Raw genomic sequence first — 24107 nt, 5'->3', positions numbered from 1 at the left:
CGGGACGGTCATTCGCTGCGGAGGGCGTCGATGGGGGTCAGCCGGGCGGCCCGCGTGGCGGGGTACACGCCGAAGCCGACGCCCAGGGCGAGCGCCGTGGCGAGGGCGGCCGTGGTCGCGAGCAGCGAGACCGCGACGGCCTGGTCGATGAGATGCGGCAGCACCTGGGCGCCGACGACGCCGATGAGGACGCCCACGACGCCGCCGGTGAGGCCGAGCAGGGAGGCCTCGACGAGGAACTGGCGCCGGATCACGCGCGGCGTGGCCCCGAGCGCCTTGCGCAGGCCGATCTCGCGGACCCGCTCGGTGACGGAGACGAGCATGATGTTCATGACGCCGATGCCGCCGACCAGCAGCGAGATCCCGGCCACGCCGCCGAGCAGCACGGTGAAGGTCCGGTTGGTCGCGTTGGCGGTCTCGACGAGCGAGTCCTGGGTGGCGATCGAGAAGTCGGCCTCCGCGGTGGTGACGCCGTGTCGCGTGGCGAGCAGCGCCTGGACCTCCTGGTACGCCGCTGCCAGCGTCGCCTCGCTGCGCGCCTCGACGTAGATGGTCGAGACGGCACTGGAGGTGCTGCCGGTGAGCCGGCTCGCCGTGCCGACGGGTACGACGGCGAGGTCGTCCTCGCTCGTGCCGGAGGCCGAGGCGCCGGAGGACGCGAGCACGCCGACGACGGTGACCCGGGTCCCGTTGACGGTGACCTGCTGCCCGACCGGGCTCTGCCGCCCGAACAGCTCCGAGGCGGTGTCGGCGCCGATCACGGCGACCGCCGCGCCCTCCGCGGCCTCGGCCGCCGTGAAGAACCGGCCGGCGGAGAGGTCGCGGCCGCGCACGTCGAGCCACGGTGGCGTCGTACCCACCAGGGAGGTCGTCCAGTTCGTGTCGCCGTTGACGAGCGAGACCGAGCTGGTGACGGCGGGCGCGACCGCGGCGGCGTCGGGGACGACGGCGGTGTCGGCGATCGCGGTCGCGTCGGCGATGGTGAGCGTCGACGCGGAGCCGAAGCCGCCGCGCACGCCGGCGCTGCTGGTGCTGCTGCCGGGCGAGACGATGAGCAGGTTGGAGCCGAGCGCGTCGATCTGCTCCTTCACCTCGCGCTGCGCGCCCTGGCCGAGCCCGACGGTCAGGATGACCGAGGAGATGCCGATGACGATGCCGAGGACGGTGAGCGCCGAGCGCAGCCGGTGCGCGCGGATCGCCGCCAGGCCGGAGCGGACCGTCTCCCACCAGCTCATGCGGGAGCTCCCGCTGCGGCGGTGGGCCGGTCGACGGTGATCAGGCCGTCGTCGATGACGAGGTTGCGCTGCGCGCGGGCCGCGACGTCCGGCTCGTGGGTGATCAGCACGATCGTCCGGCCGGCGGCGTGCAGCTCGTCGAAGAGGCCGAGCACGTCGCGGGTGGAGGTCGAGTCGAGGTTGCCGGTCGGCTCGTCGGCGAGGAGGAGGTCGGGCTCGGTGACCAGCGCCCGGGCGACGGCGACGCGCTGCTGCTGGCCGCCGGAGAGCTCGCCCGGCCGGTGGTCGACCCGCTCGGCCAGGCCGACGCGGGTCAGCGCCGCGACGGCGCGCTCGCGGCGCTCGGCGCGCGGGATGCCGGCGTACACCAGCGGGAGCTCGACGTTGCGCCACGCCGACATGGACGGGAGCAGGTGGAACTGCTGGAACACGAACCCGATCCGGCGGTTCCGGATCACCGCCAGCGCCGCCTCGTCCAGCTCGGCGGTGTCCTCGCCGGCGAGGAGGTAGTGGCCCTCGGTGGGGACGTCCAGGCAGCCGAGCAGGTTCATCAGGGTCGACTTGCCGGAGCCCGAGGGGCCGATCACCGCGACGTACTCGCCCGTCTCGATGGCGGCGTCCACACCCCGCAGGGCCTCGAACTCGACCGAGCCGGAACGATAGGTCTTGCGGACGCCGGCGAGCTCGATCAGCGCGCTCACCGGCCGCCCCCGCCCGGGAAGCCGCCGCCACCGCCGGGGAAGCCGCCGGACGGCATGCCGCCACCCTGCTGCATCTGCTGGCGGAACTGGTCCAGCTGCTGCTGCATCTCCTGGTCGCCGCCGCTGCCGCCGGGGCCGGTGAAGCCGGGTACGACGACCACGTCGCCCTCGCTCAGGCCGGAGACGACCTCGGTGGCCATGCCGGTGGTCTCGCCGAGCTCGACCTCGGTGCGGGTGGTGGCGCCGGTCGCGGTGTCGGTGACCTTCTCGACGTAGGTCGTGTCGCCGTCGGTGCGCACCGCGCGGCTGTCGACGGTGAGGACGTCGGCGCGCTGGCTGACGACGATCGACACGTCGGCCGACGTACCCCCGAAGAGGTCGTCGCGCTGGTCGGTCACCCGGATGGTGACGGGGAAGACCGCCGCGCCGCTGGAGTCGGTCTCGGCGACCAGTCCGACGTCCTGGACGGTGCCGTAGACGGTCTCGTCGACGCCGCTGACCGTGATCTCGGCCTGGAGGCCCTTGGTCACCTTCTCGACGTCGCCGCTGGCGACGGTCGCGTCGACGACGAACCGGCCCGTGGAGACCACGGTGATGGTGCCGTCCGTCGAGCTCCCGCTGCTCCCGGTGGCGCCCGAGCCGCCCGATCCCCCGGAGCCGACCGTGTCGCCGACCTCGATGCCGACGGCGGTGACGGTGCCCTTGGTGGTCGCCCGGAGCACGGCGTCCTCGACCGCGTCCTGCGCCTGGGCCAGCTTGGACTCCGCCGCGAGGACCGCCGCCTTGTCGGCCGCGAGCTGCTCGTCGGACGCGCCGTCGGAGACATGCTCGGACCGCGCCGTCTCGGCCGCGTCGAGCGAGCTCTCGGCGGCGTCCAGCTCGGCCTGGAGCACCTCGTCGTCGACCTCGGCCAGCTTCTGGCCCTTGCGGACGGCGTCACCGGGCTGGACGTGCACCGCCGTGACCGTCCCGCTCACCGAGAAGGACAGCTCGGCCGTCTTCGCCGCGGCGACGGTGCCGCTGGCGGTGACGGTCTGCTTGAGCGTCTGGGTGCCGACGGTGGCGGTGGTCGAGGTGGCGGCGGCGGGCCCGTCGCCGCGGAACAGCAGCCACCCCCGGCAGCAGCGGAGAGGACGACCAGCGCGGCCAGCGAGAGGACGAGGCGACGGCGTCCGCGCCGCGGAGGGCGCACCCGTCGGAGCAGTGAGGCGATCACGCCGACGACGATGGCGGCGCGGACTGTGCCGTCCATCGGCCTCGTCTGTGAGCAGCCTGTGAGTCGGCTCCCGAGCGTCGCCTGTGTGCCTCGGCGCGGTCAGCCGAGGCGGACGGTGATCCGGGTGTCCCCGGGCACGCTGTGCAGCACGACGGATCCCCCGTGCGCGCTGACGATCGCCTGCACCAGCGCCAGGCCGAGCCCGACGCCGTCGGAGCGGTGCCGGGAGGTGTCGCCGCGGGTGAAGCGCTCGAAGGCGGTGTCGACCAGGCCGGGCGGGAAGCCGGGACCGTCGTCGTGCACGTCGAAGCCGTCGGGCCGCACGGTCACGGTGACGGTGGTCCCGGCGGGCGTGTACTTGCGCGCGTTGGCCAGCAGGTTGGTCACGACCTGGTGCAGCCGGTGCTCGTCGCCGATGGTCTCCACCGGCTCGCCGTCGACGGGCAGCACGATCTGCCAGCGGTGGTCGGGGTCGACGACGCGGGCGTCGTCGACGGCCTCGAGCAGCAGCCGGGTGAGGTCGACCGGCTCGGCCGCGAGCGGCCGGCCGGCGTCGAGGCGGGCCAGCAGCAGCAGGTCCTCGACCAGTGCCGTCATCCGCCCGGCCTCCTCCTCCACCTTCGCCAGCGCCACCGCCGAGGTGTCGGCGTCGCCGCGGCGGCGGGCGAGCTCGGTGTAGCCGGCGATCGTCGTCAGCGGCGTGCGCAGCTCGTGGGACGCGTCCGCGACGAACTGGCGCACCTGCTGCTCGCTGCGGTGTCGCGCCGACAGCGAGGACTCGACGTGCGCCAGCAGCTGGTTGAGCGCGAGGCCGACCTGTCCCGCCTCCGTGCGCGGGTCGGTGAGGTGCTCGGGCACCCGCTCGGTCACGCCGATCTCGCCCTCGGCCAGCGGGAGCTCGGCGACGGCGTGCGCGGTGGCGGCGACCTCGGTGAGGGGCCGCAGCTGGCGGCGTACGACGGCGGTGCCGGCGAGCGCGGCGGCGAGGGTGCCGAGGAGGGCGAGGACCACCTCGAGGCGGATCAGCGAGAGGGTCGCCTCGTCGACGTCGTCGGTGGGCAGGCCGACGACCGTCTTGTCGCCGCTCCCGTCGGTGCTGGCGACCACGCGATACGAGCCCTGCCCGGGGACGTCGACCGTGCTCGGCGTGCGCGTCGCGCGCTCCTCCAGGGACGCGAGAGCCTCCTCGGAGAGATCGACCTGTCCGTCGTCGTTGTCGGCCACGACGAGGCCCCCGTCGCCGGTGTCGGTGTGCCAAGCCACGAGCAGGCCGAGCTGGGCACCGGGACGCCCGGCACCGGGGATGATCACCGGGCCACTGCCCCGAGGGCCCGGGCCCATCATCCGGTTCGCTGTCTGCACGACGTCGGCGTCGAGCCGGTTGGTGAGCCAGGCCCGCATGCCGAGCGTCGTGACGGTGCCGACGAGCAGCGACACCACCGCGACCAGGGCCACGGCGGTGACGACGAGCCGCGCGGTGAGCGAGCGCGGCCAGAGCCGGTCCATCAGCCGGCCGGCTTCAGCACGTAGCCGGCGCCCCGCATGGTGTGGATCATCGGCTCGCGGCCGGCGTCGATCTTCTTGCGCAGGTAGGAGATGTAGAGCTCGACGACATTCGCCTGGCCGCCGAAGTCGTAGTTCCAGACCCGGTCGAGGATCTGCGCCTTGCTCAGCACCCGGCGGGGGTTGCGCATGAGGTAGCGCAACAGCTCGAACTCGGTCGCGGTCAGCGAGATCTCCACACCCGCCCGGGTGACCTCCCGGCTGTCCTCGTCGAGCACCAGGTCGCCGACCACGAGGGTCGACCGGCTCTGCTCGACGGCGGTGCCGGCGCGTCGTACCAGGGCCCGGAGGCGGGCGACGAGCTCCTCGAGGGAGAACGGCTTGGTGACGTAGTCGTCGCCGCCCGCGGTGAGGCCGGCGACCCGGTCCTCGACGGCGTCGCGGGCGGTGAGGAACAGGACGGGCACGGTGGGGTCGTCGGCGCGGATCCGGCGCAGCACCTCCATCCCGTCGTGGTCGGGCAGCATCATGTCGAGGACGACGACGTCCGGTCCGTGGCTGCGCACGGCGCTGAGCGCGTCGCTGCCCGTGTGGGCGGTCTCCACCGCCCAGCCCTCGTAGCGCAGCGCCATCGCGACGAGCTCGGCGATGTTGACCTCGTCGTCGACGACGAGGGCGCGCAGCGGGGTGCCGTCAGGGCGGGTCGCGGTCTCGGTCATGGCATCAGACTGTGCCAGCAACCTGTGCGGATCCTGTGGACCGCTTGTGCGGATCCTGCGGCTCTTCATGGGTCGGTCACAGGGTCGCCACAGGCATGCGGTCCAGCGTGGAGCCATGACCCAGCACGACGACGCAGACCAGAACCCGGCCCCGGACGCCGCGCCGGCCCCTGCCGCCGGAGCGCCGCCGACGGAGCCCGCTCCCGTGCAGTCGCCCACGCCGCCGCCGTCGTCCGCGCCGCCGCCGTCGTCCGCGCCGCCCCGGGAGCCGTGCCGCCGGCACCGAAGCCGCGGTGGCGCGACCGGGTGTTCGGCTTCCGCGCGATGGTCGCGGTCGCCCTGGCCGGGCTGGTCCTCGGCGCCGGCGCGGGCGCCGGCACCGCCCTGGTCGCGAGCCACGACGACGGGCCTCGGTTCCGGCAGGAGCGGATGGGCGGGCCCGGCAACGGGGACCGTCCCGGCTGGGGCGGGCGCAACGGCCAGGGCGGACCGCCTGGGATGGGTCAGCTGCCGCCCGGCAGCGCACCCCAGCAGCAGGAGAGCGAGTCCCCGCAGGACGGCGCGTCCCCGAGCACGTCGGGCAGCTGAGGCCCGGACGGCGCCACGGGCCGGCGACCTGACGTCGCCGGCCCGTGGCCGTGGTGTCGGGGTCCTGCTAGCGGCGCGCCACCTTGAGCTTGACCTTCGTCGACGACCCCTCCGCGGAGGCGCTGCCGGCGTAGGTCACCGTCACCTTGTGCTTGCCGGCCTTGGCCTTCGGCAGCTTGACGGTCACCTTGCCGTTCGCCGCCACCGTGACGGAGGCGACCTGCTTGCCGTCGACCGCGACGGTCACGGTGCCGGACACGTCGGCGCCCGGGGCCGCGACGGCGACCTTCAGCTTCGCCCGCTTGCCGGTCGTGACCTTCTTGGCCTTCTTCACCTTGGCGGTGACGGTCGAGGCGACCTTGCCCACGACCAGCGTGACGGACGCCGAGACGCTGGGCTGGAGGTTGGCGTCGCCGCCGTACTCCGCGGTCAGCGACCGGGTGCCGGCCGAGGCGAAGGGGCTCAGCGCGACCGAGGCGACGCCGTCGGCGTCGATCTCGCCGGTCCCGATCACGATGTCGCCGTCGCGGATGGTGACCACGCCCGTGGGCGTCTCCTGGTCTCCGGGACCGGTGGCGGTGACCTTCACCCGGGCCGTGACGCCGGCAGCGCCCACCGCCACGTTCGCCTGGCTGAGGGTCAGCGAGGTGGCGCTCGGGGCGAGCGGCTCCTCGTAGCCGACCTCGGCCTTCCACGAGCGGAAGTTGCCGGCCTGCCCCGGGACGAGATGGCGCTCGACGTTGCCCCGGCTGTCGACCGTGATCCAGCGGATCTCCGCGCCCTCGTCGACCTTCAGCCGCTCACCGTGGGTGTTGCGCAGGCCCGCGGCGTCGTAGCGCTCGGACTCCAGGGTCGGCAGGATGCCGTCGAGGGTGTAGAAGATGGCGGCGGGCTCGTTGGTCTCGAACTCGACGTTCACCTTCCCCTCGGCCGTCGACGGGGTCACCGAGACGGTCGAGACCGGCGGTACGTCGTCGCGCTCGTGGTCGAGGGCGACCTGGGCCATCTCGATCAGGCCGTTGGCGAACTCCTGGCTCTCCTCGTGGGCCGAGGCGCCGCTGGGGGTCGCGGCCTCGAAGGGCGGCTGGAAGGTCGTGCCGACCTCGAAGTCCCAGGCGTAGATGCCGTACTTGTACCAGAGCAGGTCTCCGGAGTTGCCGGCCGCGGAGTACAGCACGTCGACGACCTGACCGGTCTTGGCGGGCGTGACGCTCAGTCCGCGGTGCCGCTTGATGGCGGTCAGGATCCGGGACGAGGCTCCCCAGAAGAGGCCCTCCTCCTCGAGCGTCGGGACGGGCGCGGTCTCGCGGCCGGTCGCCTTGTACGACGCCGGCGACCACATGAAGTAGTTGCCGGAGCTGTGCACGTTCATCGAGAAGGTGATGTTGGGGTTGGTCTTCGCGACCCAGTCGACGTTCCTCGCCTCGGGCTCGGTCAGCTCGCCGGGGCCGGCCGACGTACTGCTGGTGCAGCTGGTCGTGGAGGCGCCGCTGTAGCCGTCGAAGGCGCTGTACTCGGTGTAGTTGCGGTTGACGTCCACGCCCCAGCTGTTGCGGCCGTTGAAGTCGCCGCTGTCGGCCAGGGAGCAGTGACGGGTCATGTTCTTGCGCTGGCTGGCGTAGTCGTAGAACGAGTAGTGCCCGCCGTCGGGGTTCACCGACGGCAGGATCCAGATCTCCAGGTTGTCGACCAGGTCCCGCGTCGCCGCGTGCGAGGCGTAGTTGCGCAGCAGCCGCTCGGCCGTCTCGATCGTCACCAGCGGCGGCACCCACTCGCGGGCGTGCTCCTGGGCGTAGTAGAAGACACCGGGCTTCGAGCCGTCCCGGACCTTGCCGATCTTGATCGCGTAGACCTGCTGCGGGTCGCGGGAGACCGAGGCCGGGGCGCCGAGGCCGTCGGTCAGCGTGACCGGCACGGACGTCGCCGGCGTGACACCCGCACCCGCGTCACCGCGGTAGGTGTAGGCGGTGACCAGCGTGCGGGCCACGACGTTCGCGTTGATGGCCGCGACGATCTGCGCGGCGGTGCTGGTGAGCGCACCGGTGCCGTCGGTGGCCGAGGAGACCTTGATGGCCTTGCCGACGACGTTGACGCTGAGCGGGGAGTCGGGTGCGCCGGGGTCGGTCACCTCGACCGTGATCCCGTTGCCGCCCTGGTGTCCCCACGCCTTGGAGTCGACGCCGAAGCGCTGCGCGTTGGCCGTCGCGTTGTTCGCCGTCGGGCCGACCAGCGCCTGGGCGAGCCGGCGGTAGCCGTTGGTCTTGTAGGGGAGCTCGACGATCTCGGCCAGGTCCGGGAACTCGTCGGCGAGGCTCTTGATCCGGTCGTAGAGCTGGGTCGGGTCGAGGTAGGACTGGATGAAGTCCTCCTGGTAGCCGTCGCCCTTGAACGGGTCGTCCTCGCTGTCCTCGGTGGGCAGCCAGTCCTCGACCTTGGCGATCGCGACATCGCCGCTGGGGCTGGTGATCCGGACCCGGTCGGGGCGCGTCGTCAGGCCCGCGCTGCTGGCACCGGTGTGGTACATGTACACGCCGGAGTCGACGAACCGGGTCAGGTTCTGGGTGCCGCCGCTGCCGAACCCGGTGCCGGCACCGCTGTCCCGCTCGACGGTCAGGCCGGTGACGCTCGCCCCGTTCGCGACCTGGGCCTCGACGGCGAGGACCGGCGTGCCGAAGGAGGTGTAGTAGTCGGCCCGCAGGATCTTGACGTCGCTGACGTCCGGGTCGGTGGCCTCCTCGTCGAACGCCTCCGCCGCCTCGGCGTTGGCCTGCACGGTGGCGTCGCGCTCGGCGAGCGCGGCCTCGGTGTCCTCGACGGTCTGCAGCGTCTCGCCGACCTCGAAGCCGAGGCCCTTCAGCTGCTCGACCTCGCTCGGCGTCACGATGGCGTGGACGCCCAGGCCGTGCTCGTCCTGGTGGACGCCGTGGTCGAGGTCGACCCCGGTCGCCACCAGCCGGTCGAGCTCGGCGGTGCCGGGCACCACGATCTCGACGACCGCGGGGACCTCGTCGTACCCGCGGTCCAGGACGGTGTCGTCCTGGGCCGCCTGCGTACGGGGCACGGCGGCCGTGGACGTGCCCGGCAGGACGCCGACCACGAGCCCGAACAGTGCCAAGCCGGCGGCCGAGGCAGCCAGGCGCTTCTTTCTCAGATGTGCAGACACGATCAGCCTTTGCGTGTGGAGGGACGGATGATCACACTCCCGAGAGAGAATGTGAGGGGCCTCACAAAAAAGTGTGTGCTCACACAATCGGTCGCCGCCGCCCTCGTCAACCAGGTCGCCGAAAGTGGTGCCCTGTTCTGGACGAATGGTCCGGAATCGCCCGCCAGACATGACAAACGCCCCGCCGGGCGGACCGGCCCGACACGCACGAGAGGGCCTGACCCTCCTGCAGGTCAGACCCTCTTCCTTGCTCCCCCGATTGGACTCGAACCAATAGTTTGTTGCTATTGGACCAATCTGGACAGAACCGGTCAGATAGTGCCTGTGACCTGCTGAAACAGACCCTACGTCCTGCAGGTCCAACTGTCCACATCTGGACAGAAACTACCGTATGATCCGATGCATAGCCGATGCAAGCGTCGGTTGCAGCGGGAGGCGGCACGGCATGGCACAGAAGGCGCGGAGGCGCTTCGGGCAGGTGACCCGGATGCGCTCAGGGAGATGGCAGGCACGGTTCTCCGTGCCCGCGAACCACCCGTCGGGCCGCGGCGGCCAGAGCATCACCGCTCCCCACACCTTCGAGCCGAACTCCTACGGCAAACAGGCCGCCCAGGACTGGCTGCGCGCCGAGGAGCTCCGCCTGCAGGCCGAGGGCGCCGGGTGGCTCACCATCGCCGAGCATGCCGAGGAGAATCGCCGCCGAGCCGTCGCCGAGGAGGTCCCGACCTTCAGCGAGTACGCCGCCGCCTGGCTGCGGTCCCGCAAGGTGAAAGGCAAGCCGCTCCAAGAGTCCACAAAGCGCGGCTACCTGATCTGGCTCAACAAGTATCTACTCCCCACCTTCGGCGACATGCCGCTCAACGAGATCACCCCGGCCAGCGTCGTCAGCTGGTACGACGACCTGCCCCACGAGAAAGCCAAGACGGTCCGCGAGACCTACTCGCTCGCGAAGGCGATCATGAAGACGGCCGTCGCTGCCGACGGCGTGCTGCCCGGCGCGGTCAATCCGTTCGCGATCGAGGGCGCCAGCACCTTCGGCAAGCGGTCAGAGAAGAGGACCGAGGTCATCGAGGACAGGGACCTCGCGATCATCCTCGACACAATCCGTCCCGAGTGGCGGGCGATGGTCGCGCTCGCCCTCGGCTGCGGCCTCCGGTACGGCGAGCTGGCCGCGCTCCGGCGCTCCGACATCAACCTGCGGACCACTCCCCCGGTCGTCCACGTCCGCCGCGCCGTCGGCACCGGACCAGGCGGCCAGCGGTACGAGAAGCCCCCGAAGTCGGCCGCGGGTGTCCGCGACCAGCGCATCCCCGAGTCCGTGGTCTCGGTCCTGACCGAGCACCTGCACACCTACGTCACCGGTCGCACCGGTCTCTTGTTCCCGGGGCCGTCTGGTGACTGGCTTCGACCAACCAGGTTCCGGGACGCCGCCGGCGGTTGGTACGACGTCCGCGAGGCCGTCGGCCGCGGCATCAACTTCCACGACCTCCGCGCCACCGGCGCGACACGACTCGCTCAGCGCGGCGCTCACGTCGCAGAGGTGCAGGCGTTCCTCGGCGACGCGTCCTCGCAGGCCGCCGAACGGTACGTGCGAGCCACTCAGAGCCGCATGGACGACCTGACCGCCGCGGCATTCGCAGGGCTGAACTTCGGAGGGAAGGCGTGACGAAGCCGACGAGACCATCGCTATACGCCTCAGAGCTGTGGCTTCGTCGCTTGACCACATCGGAAGCCCGCGTGTCACAGAGGCCAGACTTTCTTGAGAAGATGCGGGTGCGCCTTGTCTGCGACCAGGACCATGCCGCGGTCGACGTCCGAACGCTCTCAATCACCAAATCCTGGAGCGGGATCCGCTGGGGATGGGAGAGCGGCGGTGGCCGCATGGCGCTCGACATGCTCGTCGGTGATCGCGAACTCGACCCCCACTCCTTCAAGAAGACCACAGGCGTAACGGGCGTCCCGGAGACGGTGATCAAGGCCGCGGGGAAAGACCTCCGGCATCGGTACGTCTTTCATTGCCCAAGCCCCAACTGCCCGGTCAACGTGCCGGCCCGCGAAGATTCCCTATCGGCGGCTCTGTGGGCCATGGTCGACAACCCAGAGCTGCTCTGGCGTGAGGAGTACGTCCCCCATCACTGCGGCTGGATCGCTGGAACTGATAGGTGGCTGCCTGTACCGGAAACGGGCATCGTCCCGACGCACCCAGATGACTGGCCGCCGGGCAACTATCGGATCGTGCCACCTAGCGAGGAGCCGATCCGCGCAAGATTCACGGGCGCGTTCCTCCTGCACTTGGACACGTTGCGTCATATACTGACTCTCGTCTGATTGGCACTCCATCGAGTGCAGGGCGCTAGCGCGCCCTGACTCTGGAGGAGCCAGAGATGGCGGAGCCCGCCACTGAAACGCTCGGCCGTAAGGTCAAGCTCTCAGCCGCATCTGAACTGCGCGGTATCTCGACCAAGACGCTGCGCCGCCGAATCGCCGACGGCAGCCTGACCGGCTACAGGCTTGGCAGCCGCATCATCCTTGTCGACCTCGACGAGCTCGACGCGCTGCTCAGCCCGATCCCGTCCGCGACGAAGGTCGGGTGACGCGGATGCGACAGGAACGACGAAGCGGGCCCGCTACCCACGGACCCGCTCCAGAGAACTCGACCACGACGACGAAGTTCATCACCGAGTGTACGCCGACCGATGACGTCGTCCGGTGCACTCGCTGCGGGCACGTCGTCTGGACTGAGGAGTCGGTACGCCGTGAGCTCGGCCCGGTCTGCCGGCGCCTTGTCGCTGAGCTGGCGGGGGTGGCGGCCTGATGACGACCACCATCACGACCAGCACGACGACCTCGAAGACGAGCAAGGTGGTCGTAAGGCACAAGTCCCTTACGACCACCACGCCGGCCAGGAACCGACGTACCGCAGCGGAGTACGCCGAGCTCGACCAGGCCATCGTCGAGGTCTGCCGCGCCGACAACCCGCTCTCGGTCCGCGGCGTCTTCTACCGCGTGATGTCGGCCGGGGTCGTCGCCAAGACCGAGAAGGAGTATGGCGTCGTCCAGCGTCGTGTTCTCAAGCTCCGCCGCGACGGCGCCCTCCCCTACGGCTGGATCGCCGACGGATCACGCTGGCATGTGAAGTCGCCGTCGTGGGACTCGGTCGAGCAGGCGCTGCACGACACCGCGATCTCCTACCGCAGGGCGCTGTGGTCCAACCAGAACACCTACGTGGAGATCTGGAGCGAAAAAGAAGCCGTCAGCTCAATCGTGTCACCGGTCACGGACTCCTACGACGTGCCGTTGATGATCGCCCGCGGGTTCGCCTCCGAGACGTTCCTGTACGCCACCGCCTCGACCATCAGGGCCGTCGGCAAGCCGACCGTGGTCTACCAGCTCGGTGACCACGACCCCTCCGGCGTCGCCGCCTGGCGCCACGTCCAGGTCAAACTGCGCGAGTTCGCCCCGGACGTCGAGATCCTCTTCGAGCGCATCGCCGTCACCGAGGACCAGATCACCACCCTCAACCTGCCGACCAGGCCGACCAAGGCCACCGACTCCAGAGCGAAGACCTTCGCCGGCGAGTCGGTCGAGGTCGACGCTATCCCGACCAGGATCCTGCGCGACCTCGTCGACACCGCGATCACCCGCCACATCGACCCCATCGCGCTGGAAGCCACCAGGGTGTTCGAGCGCGAGGAACGACAAGGACTGCTCGCCATGGCTCGGGGGTGGTCGGTGTGATGTTCACCCGCGACGGATTCCTGACCTTCCTTTTCAAGCAGGCCGACAAGGCCGGCTACGGGTACGCCAACGGCCCCAACTTCGAGGCCATCCCCGGCCTGGAGGACGCGGCTGCTGACTTCATCGAGGCACTGGTCCGCGACCTGGGCGGTGAGCAGTGAACGCTCACCAAACGTACGACGCGTTCTGCTGTCTCTCGCTGGAGATCGAGGAACTCAACCGTGCTGCTCTGTTGGGTCTGACCTGCTCACCAGTTCGGTGTGCTCGTCGTGATCTGGCCACCGCCCGCCCGTCCCTGCACGTGGTCGGGGGTGAGGACCGATGACCACCAGCACCTCAACCTCGTCGACCGAGACGATCGGATCGGTCCTCGACAGGTACGAGCACGGCACCCGTCGGGCTCTCCAAGAAGCTCTGGCGGCCGGGCTGCGTTCGACGTGGCTGCGACGGGCCGAGGAGTTCGAGCGGGCCCGTCCCCGTCCCGGTGACTACGTCGGGCGGTCGACGCCGGAAGAGCGTGCGGCTCGGGACCGGCGACTGGCTCGGATGGCTGAGATGTGCCGCCACCGAGCCTCGCTGGCCTCGCCCGTGGAGTTCGAGGACCTCGTCTGGCAGGTGGTCACGTGAGTACCCGCAGAAGGATCACCGTCACCCTCGACGGTCGGGTCGCGATCTTCCGCGGCTGGCGCGTAGCCGAGCTCATCAAGGATGCCGGAGCCAAGCCGATCTTCTCCAGGTCGGCCGGGTCCGCGGGCGGTTGGATGATCGATCGTCACCGTCTCGGCGACGTCCTCGCGTACCTGGAGCAGCGTGGTCTCGCGGTCACCGTTGACGAGGAGTTGCACGACGAGACGACGGTTCCCGGGGCCGGGAACCTTTCTGCCGGCGCCGACAACATGGTCGAGGAGCGTTTCACGGGATCCCGTGAAATGTGTGTCCGTCCGGCTGACCCCCTTCTCCTGCGGTCGCAGGAGAAGTTCACGGATGACCGTGATTCTCCCGGCACCGGGAAGAACTCCCCGGGACCCCGGAACGTCACCGAGGGCGGTGGTCTGTGGTGAGCGAGTGGCACGAGATCATCACCAAGTTCGCCCCCCACCTGCACAGGCTCCAACCATGGGAGCAACTGCCCGCCGGGTGGGACGACCAACTCGACGAGCAGATCGCCGACATGGTCGAGGACCGCTGGTTCGAGCACACCAGCGACTTCCAGCGACAGGTCCACAGCGAGGCCAGACGGATCCGGGTCTCCGAGCACGCCCGCGACCTGCTGGCCCGGGAGAAGGCCGCACAGGCCGCTGAGCCGTTCGATCTCGGCACCCTCGGCGAGATCCTGCGACGTCCGACCGAACCACCGCACCGGGTCGAGGGCCTGATCCCTTCCGACGCCAGCACCCTGGTGGTAGCGCAGCGCAAGACCGGCAAGACCACCCTGCTGCTCAACCTGGCCAGGTGCCTGCTGACCGGCGAGGACTTCCTGTCCAACTTCACCACCCGCCCGGTGGTCGGGACGGTGGCGTTGTTGAACTACGAGGTCTCCGCCGCCCAAATCGCCCGGTGGGCTGACGACGTCGGCGTCGACCGCGGTCGGCTGCTGCTGGTCAACCTGCGCGGTCGCCGCAACCCGCTCCCCGTACCCGAAGACCGGGCCAAGCTCGCAGAGATCCTGCGCTCATGGCAGGTCGAGACGCTGATCGTCGACCCCTTCGGCCGCGCCTACACCGGCAAATCCCAAAACGACCCCGGCGAGGTCGGCTCCTGGCTCGTCAGCCTCGACCAGTTCGCCCGCACCGAGGTCGGCGCCAAGGACCTCATCCTGGCCACCCACGCCGGCTGGGACGGCGAACGCACCCGCGGCTCCTCCGCACTCGAGGACTGGGCCGACTCCATCATCACCCTCGTCCGCGACAAGGACAGCAACAACGGCGGCAACAACGGTGGTGAGGAGCGGTACCTGCGGGCCGAGGGACGCGACGTCATGGTCGAGGAAGACCAGCTCCGGTTCGACCCCACCACCAGGCTGCTATCCCTGGCGGGCACCGGGAACAGGAAGGCCGCCAACAAAGCCAGACGGGTCGACAGCCTCGTCGGGTTCGTCGTCGACGAGCTCCAAGGCGACCTCGCGCTGTCCGGCTACGAGATCGAGAAGAGATGGCGCGCCAAGGGCCTGTCGTTCCAGAAGGGCGAGGCCAACGCAGCAGGCCGACGCGGTGCCGAGCTCGGTCAACTGCTGCTCGAACCCGGCCCCAGGAACGCCCTGATCTTCCGTCTCAACCCCTCACCTCCCCGACCTCCCCACACCTCCCCAACGGGGACGTCGGATGACCTCCCCGACCTCCCTATATATAAGGGGAGGTCATCGGGGGATGTCCCGACCACTGACCTCCCCGAAGACGCCCCACTCCCCCTGGAGGCGTCATGAGAAGCCTCGACCAGGTCCTCGACCGCCGGCCGCGTCGGTGTTGGGGGTGGTGGCTGTGGCGGTAGAGGCAACGGCGATCCCGACGATCTTCGTGCCGATCGAAGGGGAGGCGTGTGAGCCGATCTGGCAGATCCTGCGAGCCGAGATCGCTCGTCAGCAGCGCAACGGTGGGCAGGTTCGACCCGCGGTCGCTCGGGCTGTCGAGCGACTCCGCAAGGGGGCGCAGGACCACCTGACACTCCAGGCGATGTTCGCGCGCGAACATGTTTCTGGCCCAGTCACGAACATCACGCCAGAGTCGGCAACAAGCGAACTGATCAGCACCAACGAGCTGGCAGATCGACTCCATGTCACCCCGACCCACGCACGCCGACTGGCGCGAGACGCCGGCATCGAGCCGGCAGCCCGCAACGCTTGGCGGCCCGTCGATGCCGACCAACTTGTCACCCAGAGAGGACACCAACGATGACGAAGCCACTGCCCGAGGTGCGGCTGGACCCCGAGTTGGCCAAGGCCCATCAGGCGCGGGAGGACTACCTCGCCCAGGTGCAGGTTCTGCGTGGCGATGTCCGGCTGACCGAGCTGGCCAAGGCCGAGCAGATCGAGGCTGCGTGGCTGGGCTATCGCACGACGGTGGCCGAGGCCAGCCAGGTGTTCTGGACCCGACGCCAGGAGCGTCTCCAGGCGCTAGAGGCGGCGCTGCCGATCGGCCCGAACGTCCCGGACGACACCCCGCGTGCCGACGCTGCGGTGCTGCACCAGGCGTTCGCCGCCGCGTACCAGCAGGCGCTGGATGCCCCGATGGAGCAGCTGCCACAGCGGTACACGCAGGCACGCCGGTTCGGTGACGACCTGACTGCTCGGGCGGTGCTGACCGCGTCGGTGGACCGGGGCAGCCGGGCGGTGGTCGAGGCGTGGACCGCCGAGGCGCCCGAGCGTGAGGTCGCGATGGCCGAGGCGATGGAACTGCGGAGTCTGATCCACGGCGGCGTCACGACCGACGCGCTGTTCGTCAGCCAGGCGTTCGGGGCATCGGAGCTGGACAACAAGCCCTCGGAGGTCTGGCAGCTGCCCCGGCTCCGCGAGGCCGCGGGTGTGACGCGGTGAGCGTGGTCGCGGTGCTCGCCAAGGCTGAGCACGAGGTCACCGTGTGCGAGGTGTGGTGGCGCAGCAGCCAGCAGGGTTACGCCTCGTGCTCGTGTGGCTGGTCGCGTCAGGACGTCAATCTCAACCTGACCCGGGCGTCGGCCTGTCGGCACCTCGCCGACCGGGTCCAGCCGTTCGGGCAGGAGCCGGAGACCCGACGAGGGCGAGCACGGTGACCCCCGGGGACCCCTCCCCATACCGGGGTGGGAGCCGAGTGACTGGGGGTAGCCGCTGGGGTCGAGGTAGGTCCCAGCGCTTCGTTTTCGACAGCACGGACAGGACACCGAGATGACTGACTCACGCGTGAAGACCCCTCCTCGGGGGTTGAAGAAGCACGGTCGCAAGCTGTGGCGCAGCGTGGTTCCGGCCTACACCTTGCGTCCGGACGAGCTGGTTCTGCTCGAATCGGCGTGCAAAACGGTCGATCTGATCGCGGAGTTGGAGGCCGCGATGGTCGACGAGCCGTTGGTCACCTCGGGCTCGATGGGTCAGCTGCGTGAGCATCCGCTGTTGTCCGAGACCCGTCAGCAGAAGGCCCTGCTGGGCCGCCAGTTGGCTCAGCTCAAGCTGCCCGACCTCGATGCCCAGGGTGTGCCGCAGGCCAAGGTGAACGCTCAGCGTGAGGGCGGCATCGCGCGCTGGCAGCAGCAGTGGAGGTACGGCCAGTGATGACCCGAGCGAACGGAGCCCCCATGCCCACCCCGAATGTCTCCACCGATCCCGGTACCGCTCCAGCCGCTGATCCTACTGCTGGTTCCGCTGCTGATCCTTCTGTGTATCTCGCAGCGCTCCCGCCGGTGGTCCAGTCCCAGCTGGTGGCGTTGGTCAAGGCCGCAGCCGACACCGGCGAGGGCGAGAAGGGGTTGATCCTCGGCTGGCTCGACCAGGCCGTGAGTCGGTTGTTCACGCGGATGGTGTGGCAGGAGCACGCGAAGCTGGTCGAGCTGCTGGCCCATCTCGGGATGCTGCTGGGCGCGCTGCATGAGCAGTCGCGGCCGAAGGAGGTGGCCTGATGGCTACTCGTCGCGAGCGCGTGATCCTGGACCTCCAGGACGACTTCTCTGGTCCGATGGGCCGGGCGGCTGGGGCGACGGCGCTTCTGAATCACGAGCTGGATCGGCTGGCGGGTCAGGCGATCGTGTCCAGCCGGTTCGCGCGGGGTGTCGAGCGCGACATGGACAAGGTCTCACAGAGCACCCGCCGCACGAGCGCTGACATTAACCAGCTCTCGGGACGCCTCTCGCTGTTGGCGCGATTCATGGGCGTCTTCGGGCCGACGGCCTCGCCGATCAGCGCCGTCGCGGTCGCTGGCGTCGCCGGCATCGCCTCCCAGCTCGGGTTCGCGGCCACGGGGGCGCTGTCGCTGCTCGTCGCTGTCCAGGGTGTCGGGGATGCGCTCAAGGTCGTCGAGGAAGCGCGCCTGGAGCCCACGGCGGCCAACTTGGCGAAGGCCGAGCAGGCCATGGCCAAGCTGGCCCCCGAGGCCCGCGAGTTCGTCACCCGCTTCCAGGAGATCCGGCCTGTTCTCGGCGACCTCCAGGAGGCCGCTGCCCGTGGCTGGTTCCCCGGGCTAACCCAGGCTCTGGGCTCCCTGGAGAAGGCCGCCCCGCGGATCGAGCGGATCCTCGAAGCCGTCTCCACTGCAGGCGGCAACGCCGTCGCGGACGGGGCGCGCTCTCTGGCGGGCAACCGTTGGGCCGACTTCTTCGACTTCATCGAGGCCGAGGCACCGCAGGCGATCTCCGACCTCTCCCGCACCGTTGGCTCGCTCACGCACGGCCTCGCCGAGCTGTGGATGGCCTTCGACCCCGTCAACGACGACGTCCGCGACTGGCTGGTCGACGTCGCGGACTCGTTCGACGACTGGGCCGCAGGGCTCGACGAAACTGAGGGCTTCAAGGAGTTCGTCGACTACGTCCGCGAGAGCGGCCCTGTTGTTGCCGATGCCGCGAAGGCGATCGGTAGCGCGATCCTGGAGATCGGCGAGGCTGCGGCGCCGCTCGGCGGCCCGGTCCTGGAGTCGCTGACGATGCTCGCCGATGCGATCGCCACCATCGCCGACTCACCTCTCGGCACCCCGATCCTTACGGCCGTCACCGCGGTCTCCGCGCTCTCGCTGGCCTCACGCGGCCTGAGTGCCGCGCTGGCGGGCGCCAACACGCAGTTGAAGGCGATGGGCGTACAGAGCCCTCGTACCGCTGCCGCTCTCGGCATGGTGCAGAAGGCCATGCTTGCCCTGGTCGGGATCGAGATCGGCACCCAGGTCCTCGACGGCATCCGCGACTCCGCTGTCGGCGCCGCCCCGAGCGTCGAGAAGCTCTCCACCTCGCTACAGGGCCTCGACGCCTCCGGCCTCAGGGAAGAGCTCGGCGGCAGCCTCAAGGAGCTCGCTGATGCGGCGAACCAGGGCGGCCTCAAGACCCTGTCCGCTGACCTCGCCAAGGCCGTCGACAACGCCACACTGCTCGGGGTCAACATCGGCGGCGTGTTCAAGGCATTCGCCCCACAGCTCGGATACATGGGGGTCGAGACCGAGAAGGCCAAGAAGGCAGCGGCTTCGCTGGACCAGGCACTGGTGCAGATGATCGGCAACGTCGGGGCCGACGAGACCAAGCGAGCCTTCGACGACCTCGCCAAGTCCGAAGGGCTGTCCGCTTCTGCCAAGCGGGACCTGATCAAGCTGCTCCCCGGCTACAAGGGCGCCCTCGAAGCTGCCGGCGTCGCAGCCGACGGCGCCGTCGGACCGACTGACGATCTCGCCGACTCCGTAGAGAAGCTCAAGACCGCCTACAGCGACCTCGACGCAGTCCTCAACAAGCAGGCCGCGTGGGACGCCTACCAAGCCGCGATCGACAACATGACCGCCTCGGTCAAGGAGAACGGCAAGACCCTCGACGCCAACACCGAGAAGGGTCGCGCCAACCGCGAGGCGCTCAACCAGATCGCCGAGTCCGCCCTCCAGTTCGCCGAGCACCTCGACGAGGCGGACCGGGGCGACTTCCTCCGCGCCGCGATCCGCAACTTCAAGCAGGGCGCCGAGGAAGCCGGCGGCCTGGACAAGCGAGCCCGGGAACTGCTGCGCGCACTGCGCGAGCTGGCGAATGCCCACGCTGACCCGAAGATCACTGCCGACACCGCCGCCGCCAAGGCGGCCCTCCAGAGCCTCAAGGCTCAGCTTGACTCCATCCGCAGCAAGGACATCACGGTCTCGACGACGTTCAAGAACTTCTACGAGAACGTCCGCGGACCCAAGGGCAACCGGGGCGGGGCGACTGACCCGTTCCGCGGGCCACTGGAGAATCCCGCCGACGGCGGCACGATCCCCCGCTTCGGCGGCCGCCCCATCCGCTCGGACGCAGGCTCGACCGTCCCCGACGACGGCGGCGGATACCGCGACTACCTGCTGTACATGCTGGCGCCACTAGAGGAGGTCATCTCCAACCGTCGTGGCCAGGCCGACGAGTTCCGCGCCGAACTCAAGGACATCAACGCCGGCATGTCGCGCGCCGAGGTCGTCGAGCGAATGCTGGCTCGCGGCATCCAGACCCGCGACACCTACGCCCTCGCCTCCGGCGGCGCCGTCGGGAACTGGACGGACCACGTCGAGAAGAACCAGGAGATGGCTGCATGACCCTCATCGCGTTCGCGACCTACGGAAACCGCGCCGAGCTCGTCACCGACACCGCCGCCTACACCCCTGGTGCCGCGAGTTCGGCCACCGCACCAAGTTCATGGCCATGCCCCACCTCGACGCGATCCTGGCCACCCAAGGCGACCACACCTTCGGCGTCGCAGCGCAGATCGAGTTCGGCGAGCTCGACGTCAGCTTCGACGACACCGCCGACCACGCCCCCCAGATGCTCCGCTCAGCCTGGAACTCTCTCGGCGAACGCACCCCAGAAACCGAGGGATCCGCCTTCTTCATCGGCAACTCCACCAAAGCCGGCGAGTTCGTCGCCTACCGCTACCTCGCCGAGCACAACTTCGAACCCGAGCAAGTCACCGGCGCCCACATCATGCCCACCCCGCTGACCTATCGACCGCAGTCCTTCGAGGTCGAACGTCTCGGATGGCTCGACGAAAACCCACAATGGCGCGAGGAATGGACCGAGCAGCCAGAGCTGCCCGCACCAGCCAGCCGCGCTCAGTGGATCGACCTCGCCGACGCAGCTCGAACCCACCGAGCCCTGTTCCCGGACCCCAGGTTCCGCGTCATCGTCGCCGGCAAGCTCATGTGGACCCGCATCGCCCCCGGACGCATCCGCACCGAAGTCATCCACGAGTTCAACGACACCGGCGACGAACTCGACCGCCTCGTCGCCAACACCCTCCACCCACGAGCCCAAATCGCCCCCTGCGGATGCGGCTCCGACAAACGCGCCCTCGACTGCCACATCACCGCCGCAGCCGACGAACCCTGCCCCTGCGAGCGCTACAACAAGACCTTCCGCAACTGCTGCATGCTCACCGACGCCGAAGCCGAACAAGCACCCACGCTCGGGCTCGTGCAACCGCGGATCAACGCCTGAGGCCTACCGCCCAGCCGGCCGATCTCGATGCCTCGGCAACCGTGCCACCTCGACCGGCGTGAGGTACTCGGCACGCATCCACTCCACCGACACTGACGGCCGGATGTACACACCACCACCCCGCGCGATCGCCACCAGCCCCTCCCAGTAAGCGTTCCCCTGCCGATCAGCCGTCTGCCGCCACTCCAGCAGCAGCCCCAGCCACGGGTCCGGCCCATGCTGGGCACCGCCAGAGATGTCCACCCACACCACACAGGGCAGGGCGACCGTCATCCACAGATACTAGAACACCTGTTCGAATCAGGCGATCGTGAGGGACCCTGGCTACCGTGTCCGAGGTGACCAAGTTCATCGAGATGTACATGCCGCCACTCATGCTCGTCGCGAGCGTGGTCCTCACCGCGATGAATGTCATCGAGCGTGACTGGACAGGAGCCGCAATCGGCGCAGTCATCGTCCTTTTGTCAGCCGACCTCACACGCAGAGAGCGCAACCGCCGCCATCAAGACTCTTGAACCTGGACGGCTCCCCGCCCATCACGAGAGACGCCGACGACGACCTTTGACGCAGACAGGCACTACAAAGCTTGCCTCCGAGGCATCCTCGATCACGGCGTCGGCGCGAGCGTGTCCAGGTTCTCCTCAGCGCGGTCGAGGATCTTCGTTGCCTTGGCCCAGCGGTCCTGAACCTTGCGGTTGGTCTCGCCCTCGCTGAAGTCGCAGTTGTAATCGCCGATGCAGTCGGACCAGATGTTCTTGACCTCGATGTATTGGTTGAACGCGTTCTCCAGCGGCTTGCCGACCGTCGTGAGACAGTCGCCTCCGAGTTCGATGATCTCGTCGATCGCGCCGTCGTAGGCCACCTGAACGTCGCCGAGCTTGTCGCCGTAGTCCTGGTAGTTCAGGCCGATGCTCAGGCGGGAGTTCACATCGTTCAAGGCCGTCCTCAGGTCTGCGGTCGCCGTCGTACACGCGTCGTACTGGGCCTGCTGCTCCGCTGAGCGTGATGCCTGCGCCGACGCCGAAGCAGCTGACGCACTTGCTGCTGAGGCGTTGGCTTCGGCCTGCGCCTTCTCCTCAGCAGTCGGGCCCTCCTCACCACCGCAGGCGGAGAGTCCGAGGAGTGCGCAACTTGCTGCTGCGATCGTCGTCGCGAGCCGGAAAGAGAAGCTCATGGCGGGAACGGTAGGACGCTGCGTCCGGGCCTGTCCTGCGTTTGGCCGCACCTGCTGGAACTTCGTCACTGCGGCACCGGGAAGTTGTCGTTGGTCAGCGCTTGGGGCATCCGGAGGCGGGTGTGGCCGGCGCGGACGGTGTTCCAGGTCTGGATGGCCAGGGCGAGTCCTTCGGTCTCGTTGATCCGGCCTCCGCGCACGCGCAGCAGGGTGATCCGACGGCGTAGCTGGGCGATGGGGTGCTCCTTGGGGACCTCGTCGCCGTCGGCGACGCGCATGAGGAACAGGTCGGCCTGCTCGGGGTCGAGGCGGACGAACAGGTGGTGGCACAGCCCGAACACCGAGGCCGGCAGCGTCTCCCGCGACGCCAATCTCGAGGCGAGGTCGGCTGAGGCTCGGATCTCGGGGTGGCGGTCGAGGAAGTCGTCCATCTCCAGGGCGGTGGGCTTGATCGCCCCGGTGTTGGTCCGCATCCCGCGTTCCCACATCACCGCCCGCCGCACGACTGCGGCCAGGGTGGTGGTGTTCTCTTCCCCGGCGAGCTTGAGCGCGTCGGCATACGAGCGTTTGGCGCCGGTGTCCACGGTCGCCATGACGTCGCCGCCGAGGTTCCTGACCACGACCATGGGTACAGATGTACCCGCCTGTACGACGGCGCTCAGGCGGTGCTGGCCGTCCAGCAGCACACCACCGGGCCCGAACTTGACTGTCTCCCCGTTCAGCCGCCAGCGACCCGCCTCGATGTCACGGGCGTAGGAGTCCACGACCGGGCGGCGCAGGTTGCGGTTGTTCGGGTTGCGGCTCAGCCAGGTCTCGGCGATCTGCGGGGTGACCTCGACGATCTCGACATCGGGTCGGTCAGCATGGTCAGCAGATTGGTCATCGGGCACGGGTGAAGGTCTCTCTCGGGATGGGCTGTACGCCGGGGATGACCTGCGCAAACGCCGGTCGTGAGCACAGGGTGTACGACGTGGTCCAGGTGGTCCAGGTGGTCCAGGTGCAACACCTGGGACCGAAGTCGGCGCCCGCCCATCGAGGGCGGGCAGCTTGGTGGCTCGCGGCCACGGATGTGGTGGCGGCAGATCACTGGGCTTTCTCCTCCGCGCGGGCCATCCCGTCGATCGCCGTCAGGCGCATCTTCTGCCCTTCCATCGGCAGCGCGCGCCGAATGTCTACTACGAGCTCTTCGACAGCCACGCTCCAGAGGGCGCCCTTGCCCGTACTCACCACGCCGTCGCGTGGGTCCCAATCGACATCGTCACCGTGCTGATCGGTGGCGATGCGATGCCACGCGTCGACGAGGGCGAGGTGTTGGACTCTTCCTGGGGCATTCGGGTCGATCTCGATGCGCCACCGATCCTTGGACTCGTCGAACTCGTACTTCATCAAGAAGCCCCGGCTACGATCCTTCGGCCTACGAGTGCGAAAGTGCACGTCCACCCCGAACTCGGCGATCCGCCTGATCAGTCGGTCTCGATCAGCCACTGCCTGCTGCTCGCGTGTCGGCTCGGCCATCCACTCTTCGGCGACGTCCCGGTGCTTGTCGGTGCGCAGGACCGCGTGAGTGGTGTCCTTGCCGCAGTTCCGACACGGCACGGTGGTGAGCATCCGCCGGCCGAGCGGGTCATCGCTGACGTCCATCACGTGCTTGCCGTCGTACACCTCTTCGGCGACCGTGAACCTCCGGAACGTGCCGCACTCACAGCACAGGGCCCGGCCACGACCGGTACCCACGTCCTCGCCGACGGTCCTCGGGCGAGGCTTGTCGAACTTGCTGCCACGCGCCGTGGCCTTGAACAGCGACTCGCCCATCAACTCATCTACCGAGACCTCGAGAGCGGCCGCCAAGCTGGCCACCTCGTCTTCGAGGAACCAACGGTTGGCCGACATGCCCTGTGTCAGTTTGGAGTAGGAGATCCCGGCAGCCTTCGCCGTCTCGGTGAGGGTCCAGCCCCGGTCCTTCGCCATCTGTC

27 protein-coding genes are annotated in these 24107 nt (G+C 69.4%); 17 read left to right on the top strand and 10 right to left on the bottom strand.

The features are described 5' to 3' along the window. Positions 1-8: 8 nt before the first annotated feature. The 5 genes from FIV44_RS26520 to FIV44_RS26500 form a co-directional block, all read right to left on the bottom strand. On the bottom strand, positions 9-1235 hold the full coding sequence (locus FIV44_RS26520) for an ABC transporter permease (protein WP_141007067.1): 1227 nt from the start codon (positions 1233-1235) through the stop codon (positions 9-11). After that, complete coding sequence (locus FIV44_RS26515; protein WP_141007066.1) at positions 1232-1936, bottom strand: ATP-binding cassette domain-containing protein; 705 nt, start codon at positions 1934-1936, stop codon at positions 1232-1234. Before FIV44_RS26515 ends, FIV44_RS26520 begins: the two co-directional genes overlap by 4 nt. Then, positions 1933-3042 (bottom strand): efflux RND transporter periplasmic adaptor subunit, encoded by a 1110-nt coding sequence (locus tag FIV44_RS26510; protein ID WP_246087072.1) that lies wholly within the window; start codon positions 3040-3042, stop codon positions 1933-1935. Before FIV44_RS26510 ends, FIV44_RS26515 begins: the two co-directional genes overlap by 4 nt. A 209-nt stretch (positions 3043-3251) precedes the next feature. Further along, the gene (locus FIV44_RS26505) at positions 3252-4658 is read right to left on the bottom strand and encodes a sensor histidine kinase (protein ID WP_141007065.1); all 1407 of its coding nucleotides are present in this window, start codon (positions 4656-4658) and stop codon (positions 3252-3254) included. Beyond that, complete coding sequence (locus FIV44_RS26500; RefSeq protein WP_181410852.1) at positions 4658-5374, bottom strand: response regulator transcription factor; 717 nt, start codon at positions 5372-5374, stop codon at positions 4658-4660. Before FIV44_RS26500 ends, FIV44_RS26505 begins: the two co-directional genes overlap by 1 nt. A 270-nt stretch (positions 5375-5644) precedes the next feature. On the opposite strand from FIV44_RS26500, the gene FIV44_RS26495 reads away from it, so the two are divergent. Beyond that, positions 5645-5962, top strand: coding sequence for a hypothetical protein (locus FIV44_RS26495; protein WP_141007063.1), 318 nt, complete (start codon positions 5645-5647; stop codon positions 5960-5962). A 67-nt stretch (positions 5963-6029) separates the two neighbouring features. On the opposite strand, the gene FIV44_RS26490 is transcribed toward FIV44_RS26495, so the two are convergent. Further along, on the bottom strand, positions 6030-9125 hold the full coding sequence (locus FIV44_RS26490; protein ID WP_219996191.1) for a M14 family zinc carboxypeptidase: 3096 nt from the start codon (positions 9123-9125) through the stop codon (positions 6030-6032). Between the two features lie 445 nt (positions 9126-9570). On the opposite strand from FIV44_RS26490, the gene FIV44_RS26485 reads away from it, so the two are divergent. The 15 genes from FIV44_RS26485 to FIV44_RS26420 all read left to right on the top strand — a co-directional run bounded on the left by FIV44_RS26485 (position 9571) and on the right by FIV44_RS26420 (position 20960). Then, a complete protein-coding gene (locus FIV44_RS26485) occupies positions 9571-10791 on the top strand; it encodes a tyrosine-type recombinase/integrase (RefSeq protein ID WP_181410851.1) in 1221 nt (406 codons plus the stop codon). Next, on the top strand, positions 10788-11453 hold the full coding sequence (locus FIV44_RS26480) for a hypothetical protein (protein ID WP_141007060.1): 666 nt from the start codon (positions 10788-10790) through the stop codon (positions 11451-11453). The genes FIV44_RS26485 and FIV44_RS26480 overlap by 4 nt, the downstream gene beginning before the upstream one ends. 56 nt (positions 11454-11509) lie before the next feature. Continuing rightward, entirely contained in the window at positions 11510-11719 is a 210-nt protein-coding gene (locus FIV44_RS26475) for a MerR family transcriptional regulator (protein ID WP_141007059.1), read from the top strand. Between the two features lie 220 nt (positions 11720-11939). After that, positions 11940-12863, top strand: a complete 924-nt coding sequence (locus FIV44_RS26470) for a hypothetical protein (RefSeq protein WP_219996189.1) — start codon at positions 11940-11942, stop codon at positions 12861-12863. Further along, positions 12863-13024 (top strand): hypothetical protein, encoded by a 162-nt coding sequence (locus tag FIV44_RS30885; RefSeq protein WP_181410850.1) that lies wholly within the window; start codon positions 12863-12865, stop codon positions 13022-13024. The genes FIV44_RS26470 and FIV44_RS30885 overlap by 1 nt, the downstream gene beginning before the upstream one ends. A 160-nt stretch (positions 13025-13184) precedes the next feature. Further along, entirely contained in the window at positions 13185-13490 is a 306-nt protein-coding gene (locus FIV44_RS26465; protein WP_141007058.1) for a hypothetical protein, read from the top strand. After that, positions 13487-13924 (top strand): hypothetical protein, encoded by a 438-nt coding sequence (locus FIV44_RS26460; protein WP_141007057.1) that lies wholly within the window; start codon positions 13487-13489, stop codon positions 13922-13924. Before FIV44_RS26465 ends, FIV44_RS26460 begins: the two co-directional genes overlap by 4 nt. Next, positions 13921-15285, top strand: a complete 1365-nt coding sequence (locus FIV44_RS26455; RefSeq protein WP_141007056.1) for an AAA family ATPase — start codon at positions 13921-13923, stop codon at positions 15283-15285. The genes FIV44_RS26460 and FIV44_RS26455 overlap by 4 nt, the downstream gene beginning before the upstream one ends. Before the next feature lie 46 nt (positions 15286-15331). Further along, positions 15332-15754 carry a hypothetical protein gene (locus tag FIV44_RS26450; protein WP_141007055.1) on the top strand — a complete coding sequence of 141 codons (423 nt, stop codon included), beginning with the start codon at positions 15332-15334 and terminating at the stop codon, positions 15752-15754. A 17-nt stretch (positions 15755-15771) separates the two neighbouring features. Then, complete coding sequence (locus tag FIV44_RS26445) at positions 15772-16392, top strand: hypothetical protein (RefSeq protein WP_141007054.1); 621 nt, start codon at positions 15772-15774, stop codon at positions 16390-16392. Continuing rightward, positions 16389-16607 carry a hypothetical protein gene (locus tag FIV44_RS26440; protein ID WP_141007053.1) on the top strand — a complete coding sequence of 73 codons (219 nt, stop codon included), beginning with the start codon at positions 16389-16391 and terminating at the stop codon, positions 16605-16607. Before FIV44_RS26445 ends, FIV44_RS26440 begins: the two co-directional genes overlap by 4 nt. A gap of 112 nt (positions 16608-16719) precedes the next feature. After that, positions 16720-17100: a hypothetical protein gene (locus FIV44_RS26435; RefSeq protein ID WP_181410849.1), complete on the top strand. Its 381-nt coding sequence runs from the start codon at positions 16720-16722 to the stop codon at positions 17098-17100. A 146-nt stretch (positions 17101-17246) separates the two neighbouring features. Next, positions 17247-17444 (top strand): hypothetical protein, encoded by a 198-nt coding sequence (locus FIV44_RS26430; RefSeq protein ID WP_141007052.1) that lies wholly within the window; start codon positions 17247-17249, stop codon positions 17442-17444. After that, positions 17444-20062 (top strand): hypothetical protein, encoded by a 2619-nt coding sequence (locus FIV44_RS26425; protein WP_181410848.1) that lies wholly within the window; start codon positions 17444-17446, stop codon positions 20060-20062. The genes FIV44_RS26430 and FIV44_RS26425 overlap by 1 nt, the downstream gene beginning before the upstream one ends. A gap of 106 nt (positions 20063-20168) precedes the next feature. Beyond that, positions 20169-20960: a hypothetical protein gene (locus tag FIV44_RS26420; RefSeq protein WP_141007050.1), complete on the top strand. Its 792-nt coding sequence runs from the start codon at positions 20169-20171 to the stop codon at positions 20958-20960. Between the two features lie 3 nt (positions 20961-20963). On the opposite strand, the gene FIV44_RS26415 is transcribed toward FIV44_RS26420, so the two are convergent. Beyond that, positions 20964-21233 (bottom strand): hypothetical protein, encoded by a 270-nt coding sequence (locus FIV44_RS26415; protein WP_141007049.1) that lies wholly within the window; start codon positions 21231-21233, stop codon positions 20964-20966. 65 nt (positions 21234-21298) lie between these two features. Between FIV44_RS26415 and FIV44_RS30880 the strand changes: the two genes are divergently transcribed. Beyond that, the gene (locus FIV44_RS30880) at positions 21299-21475 is read left to right on the top strand and encodes a hypothetical protein (protein WP_181410847.1); all 177 of its coding nucleotides are present in this window, start codon (positions 21299-21301) and stop codon (positions 21473-21475) included. Positions 21476-21567: 92 nt separating this feature from the next. On the opposite strand, the gene FIV44_RS26410 is transcribed toward FIV44_RS30880, so the two are convergent. The 3 genes from FIV44_RS26410 to FIV44_RS26400 form a co-directional block, all read right to left on the bottom strand. Continuing rightward, positions 21568-22134, bottom strand: a complete 567-nt coding sequence (locus FIV44_RS26410; protein ID WP_141007048.1) for a hypothetical protein — start codon at positions 22132-22134, stop codon at positions 21568-21570. Positions 22135-22199: 65 nt separating this feature from the next. Further along, entirely contained in the window at positions 22200-23024 is an 825-nt protein-coding gene (locus tag FIV44_RS26405) for a hypothetical protein (protein ID WP_141007047.1), read from the bottom strand. 193 nt (positions 23025-23217) lie between these two features. After that, positions 23218-24102, bottom strand: a complete 885-nt coding sequence (locus tag FIV44_RS26400) for a helix-turn-helix domain-containing protein (protein WP_141007046.1) — start codon at positions 24100-24102, stop codon at positions 23218-23220. Positions 24103-24107: the final 5 nt, after the last annotated feature.

Source organism: Nocardioides humi (assembly GCF_006494775.1).
GTDB lineage: Bacteria > Actinomycetota > Actinomycetes > Propionibacteriales > Nocardioidaceae > Nocardioides > Nocardioides humi.
This window is presented reverse-complemented; position numbering and strand designations above follow the sequence as displayed.

What these genes read in the sequence shown, in the direction of transcription:
- FIV44_RS26470 (WP_219996189.1), top strand. Translation starts at nt 11,940, where the DNA reads ATGACGACCACCATCACGACCAGCACGACGACCTCGAAGACGAGCAAG.
- FIV44_RS30885 (WP_181410850.1), top strand. Translation starts at nt 12,863, where the DNA reads ATGTTCACCCGCGACGGATTCCTGACCTTCCTTTTCAAGCAGGCCGAC.
- FIV44_RS26400 (WP_141007046.1), bottom strand. Translation starts at nt 24,102, where the DNA reads ATGGCGAAGGACCGGGGCTGGACCCTCACCGAGACGGCGAAGGCTGCC.
- FIV44_RS26485 (WP_181410851.1), top strand. Translation starts at nt 9,571, where the DNA reads ATGGCACAGAAGGCGCGGAGGCGCTTCGGGCAGGTGACCCGGATGCGC.
- FIV44_RS26420 (WP_141007050.1), top strand. Translation starts at nt 20,169, where the DNA reads ATGCCCCACCTCGACGCGATCCTGGCCACCCAAGGCGACCACACCTTC.
- FIV44_RS26410 (WP_141007048.1), bottom strand. Translation starts at nt 22,134, where the DNA reads ATGAGCTTCTCTTTCCGGCTCGCGACGACGATCGCAGCAGCAAGTTGC.
- FIV44_RS26520 (WP_141007067.1), bottom strand. Translation starts at nt 1,235, where the DNA reads ATGAGCTGGTGGGAGACGGTCCGCTCCGGCCTGGCGGCGATCCGCGCG.
- FIV44_RS26435 (WP_181410849.1), top strand. Translation starts at nt 16,720, where the DNA reads ATGACTGACTCACGCGTGAAGACCCCTCCTCGGGGGTTGAAGAAGCAC.
- FIV44_RS26415 (WP_141007049.1), bottom strand. Translation starts at nt 21,233, where the DNA reads ATGACGGTCGCCCTGCCCTGTGTGGTGTGGGTGGACATCTCTGGCGGT.
- FIV44_RS26505 (WP_141007065.1), bottom strand. Translation starts at nt 4,658, where the DNA reads ATGGACCGGCTCTGGCCGCGCTCGCTCACCGCGCGGCTCGTCGTCACC.
- FIV44_RS26500 (WP_181410852.1), bottom strand. Translation starts at nt 5,374, where the DNA reads ATGACCGAGACCGCGACCCGCCCTGACGGCACCCCGCTGCGCGCCCTC.
- FIV44_RS26465 (WP_141007058.1), top strand. Translation starts at nt 13,185, where the DNA reads ATGACCACCAGCACCTCAACCTCGTCGACCGAGACGATCGGATCGGTC.
- FIV44_RS26475 (WP_141007059.1), top strand. Translation starts at nt 11,510, where the DNA reads ATGGCGGAGCCCGCCACTGAAACGCTCGGCCGTAAGGTCAAGCTCTCA.
- FIV44_RS26425 (WP_181410848.1), top strand. Translation starts at nt 17,444, where the DNA reads ATGGCTACTCGTCGCGAGCGCGTGATCCTGGACCTCCAGGACGACTTC.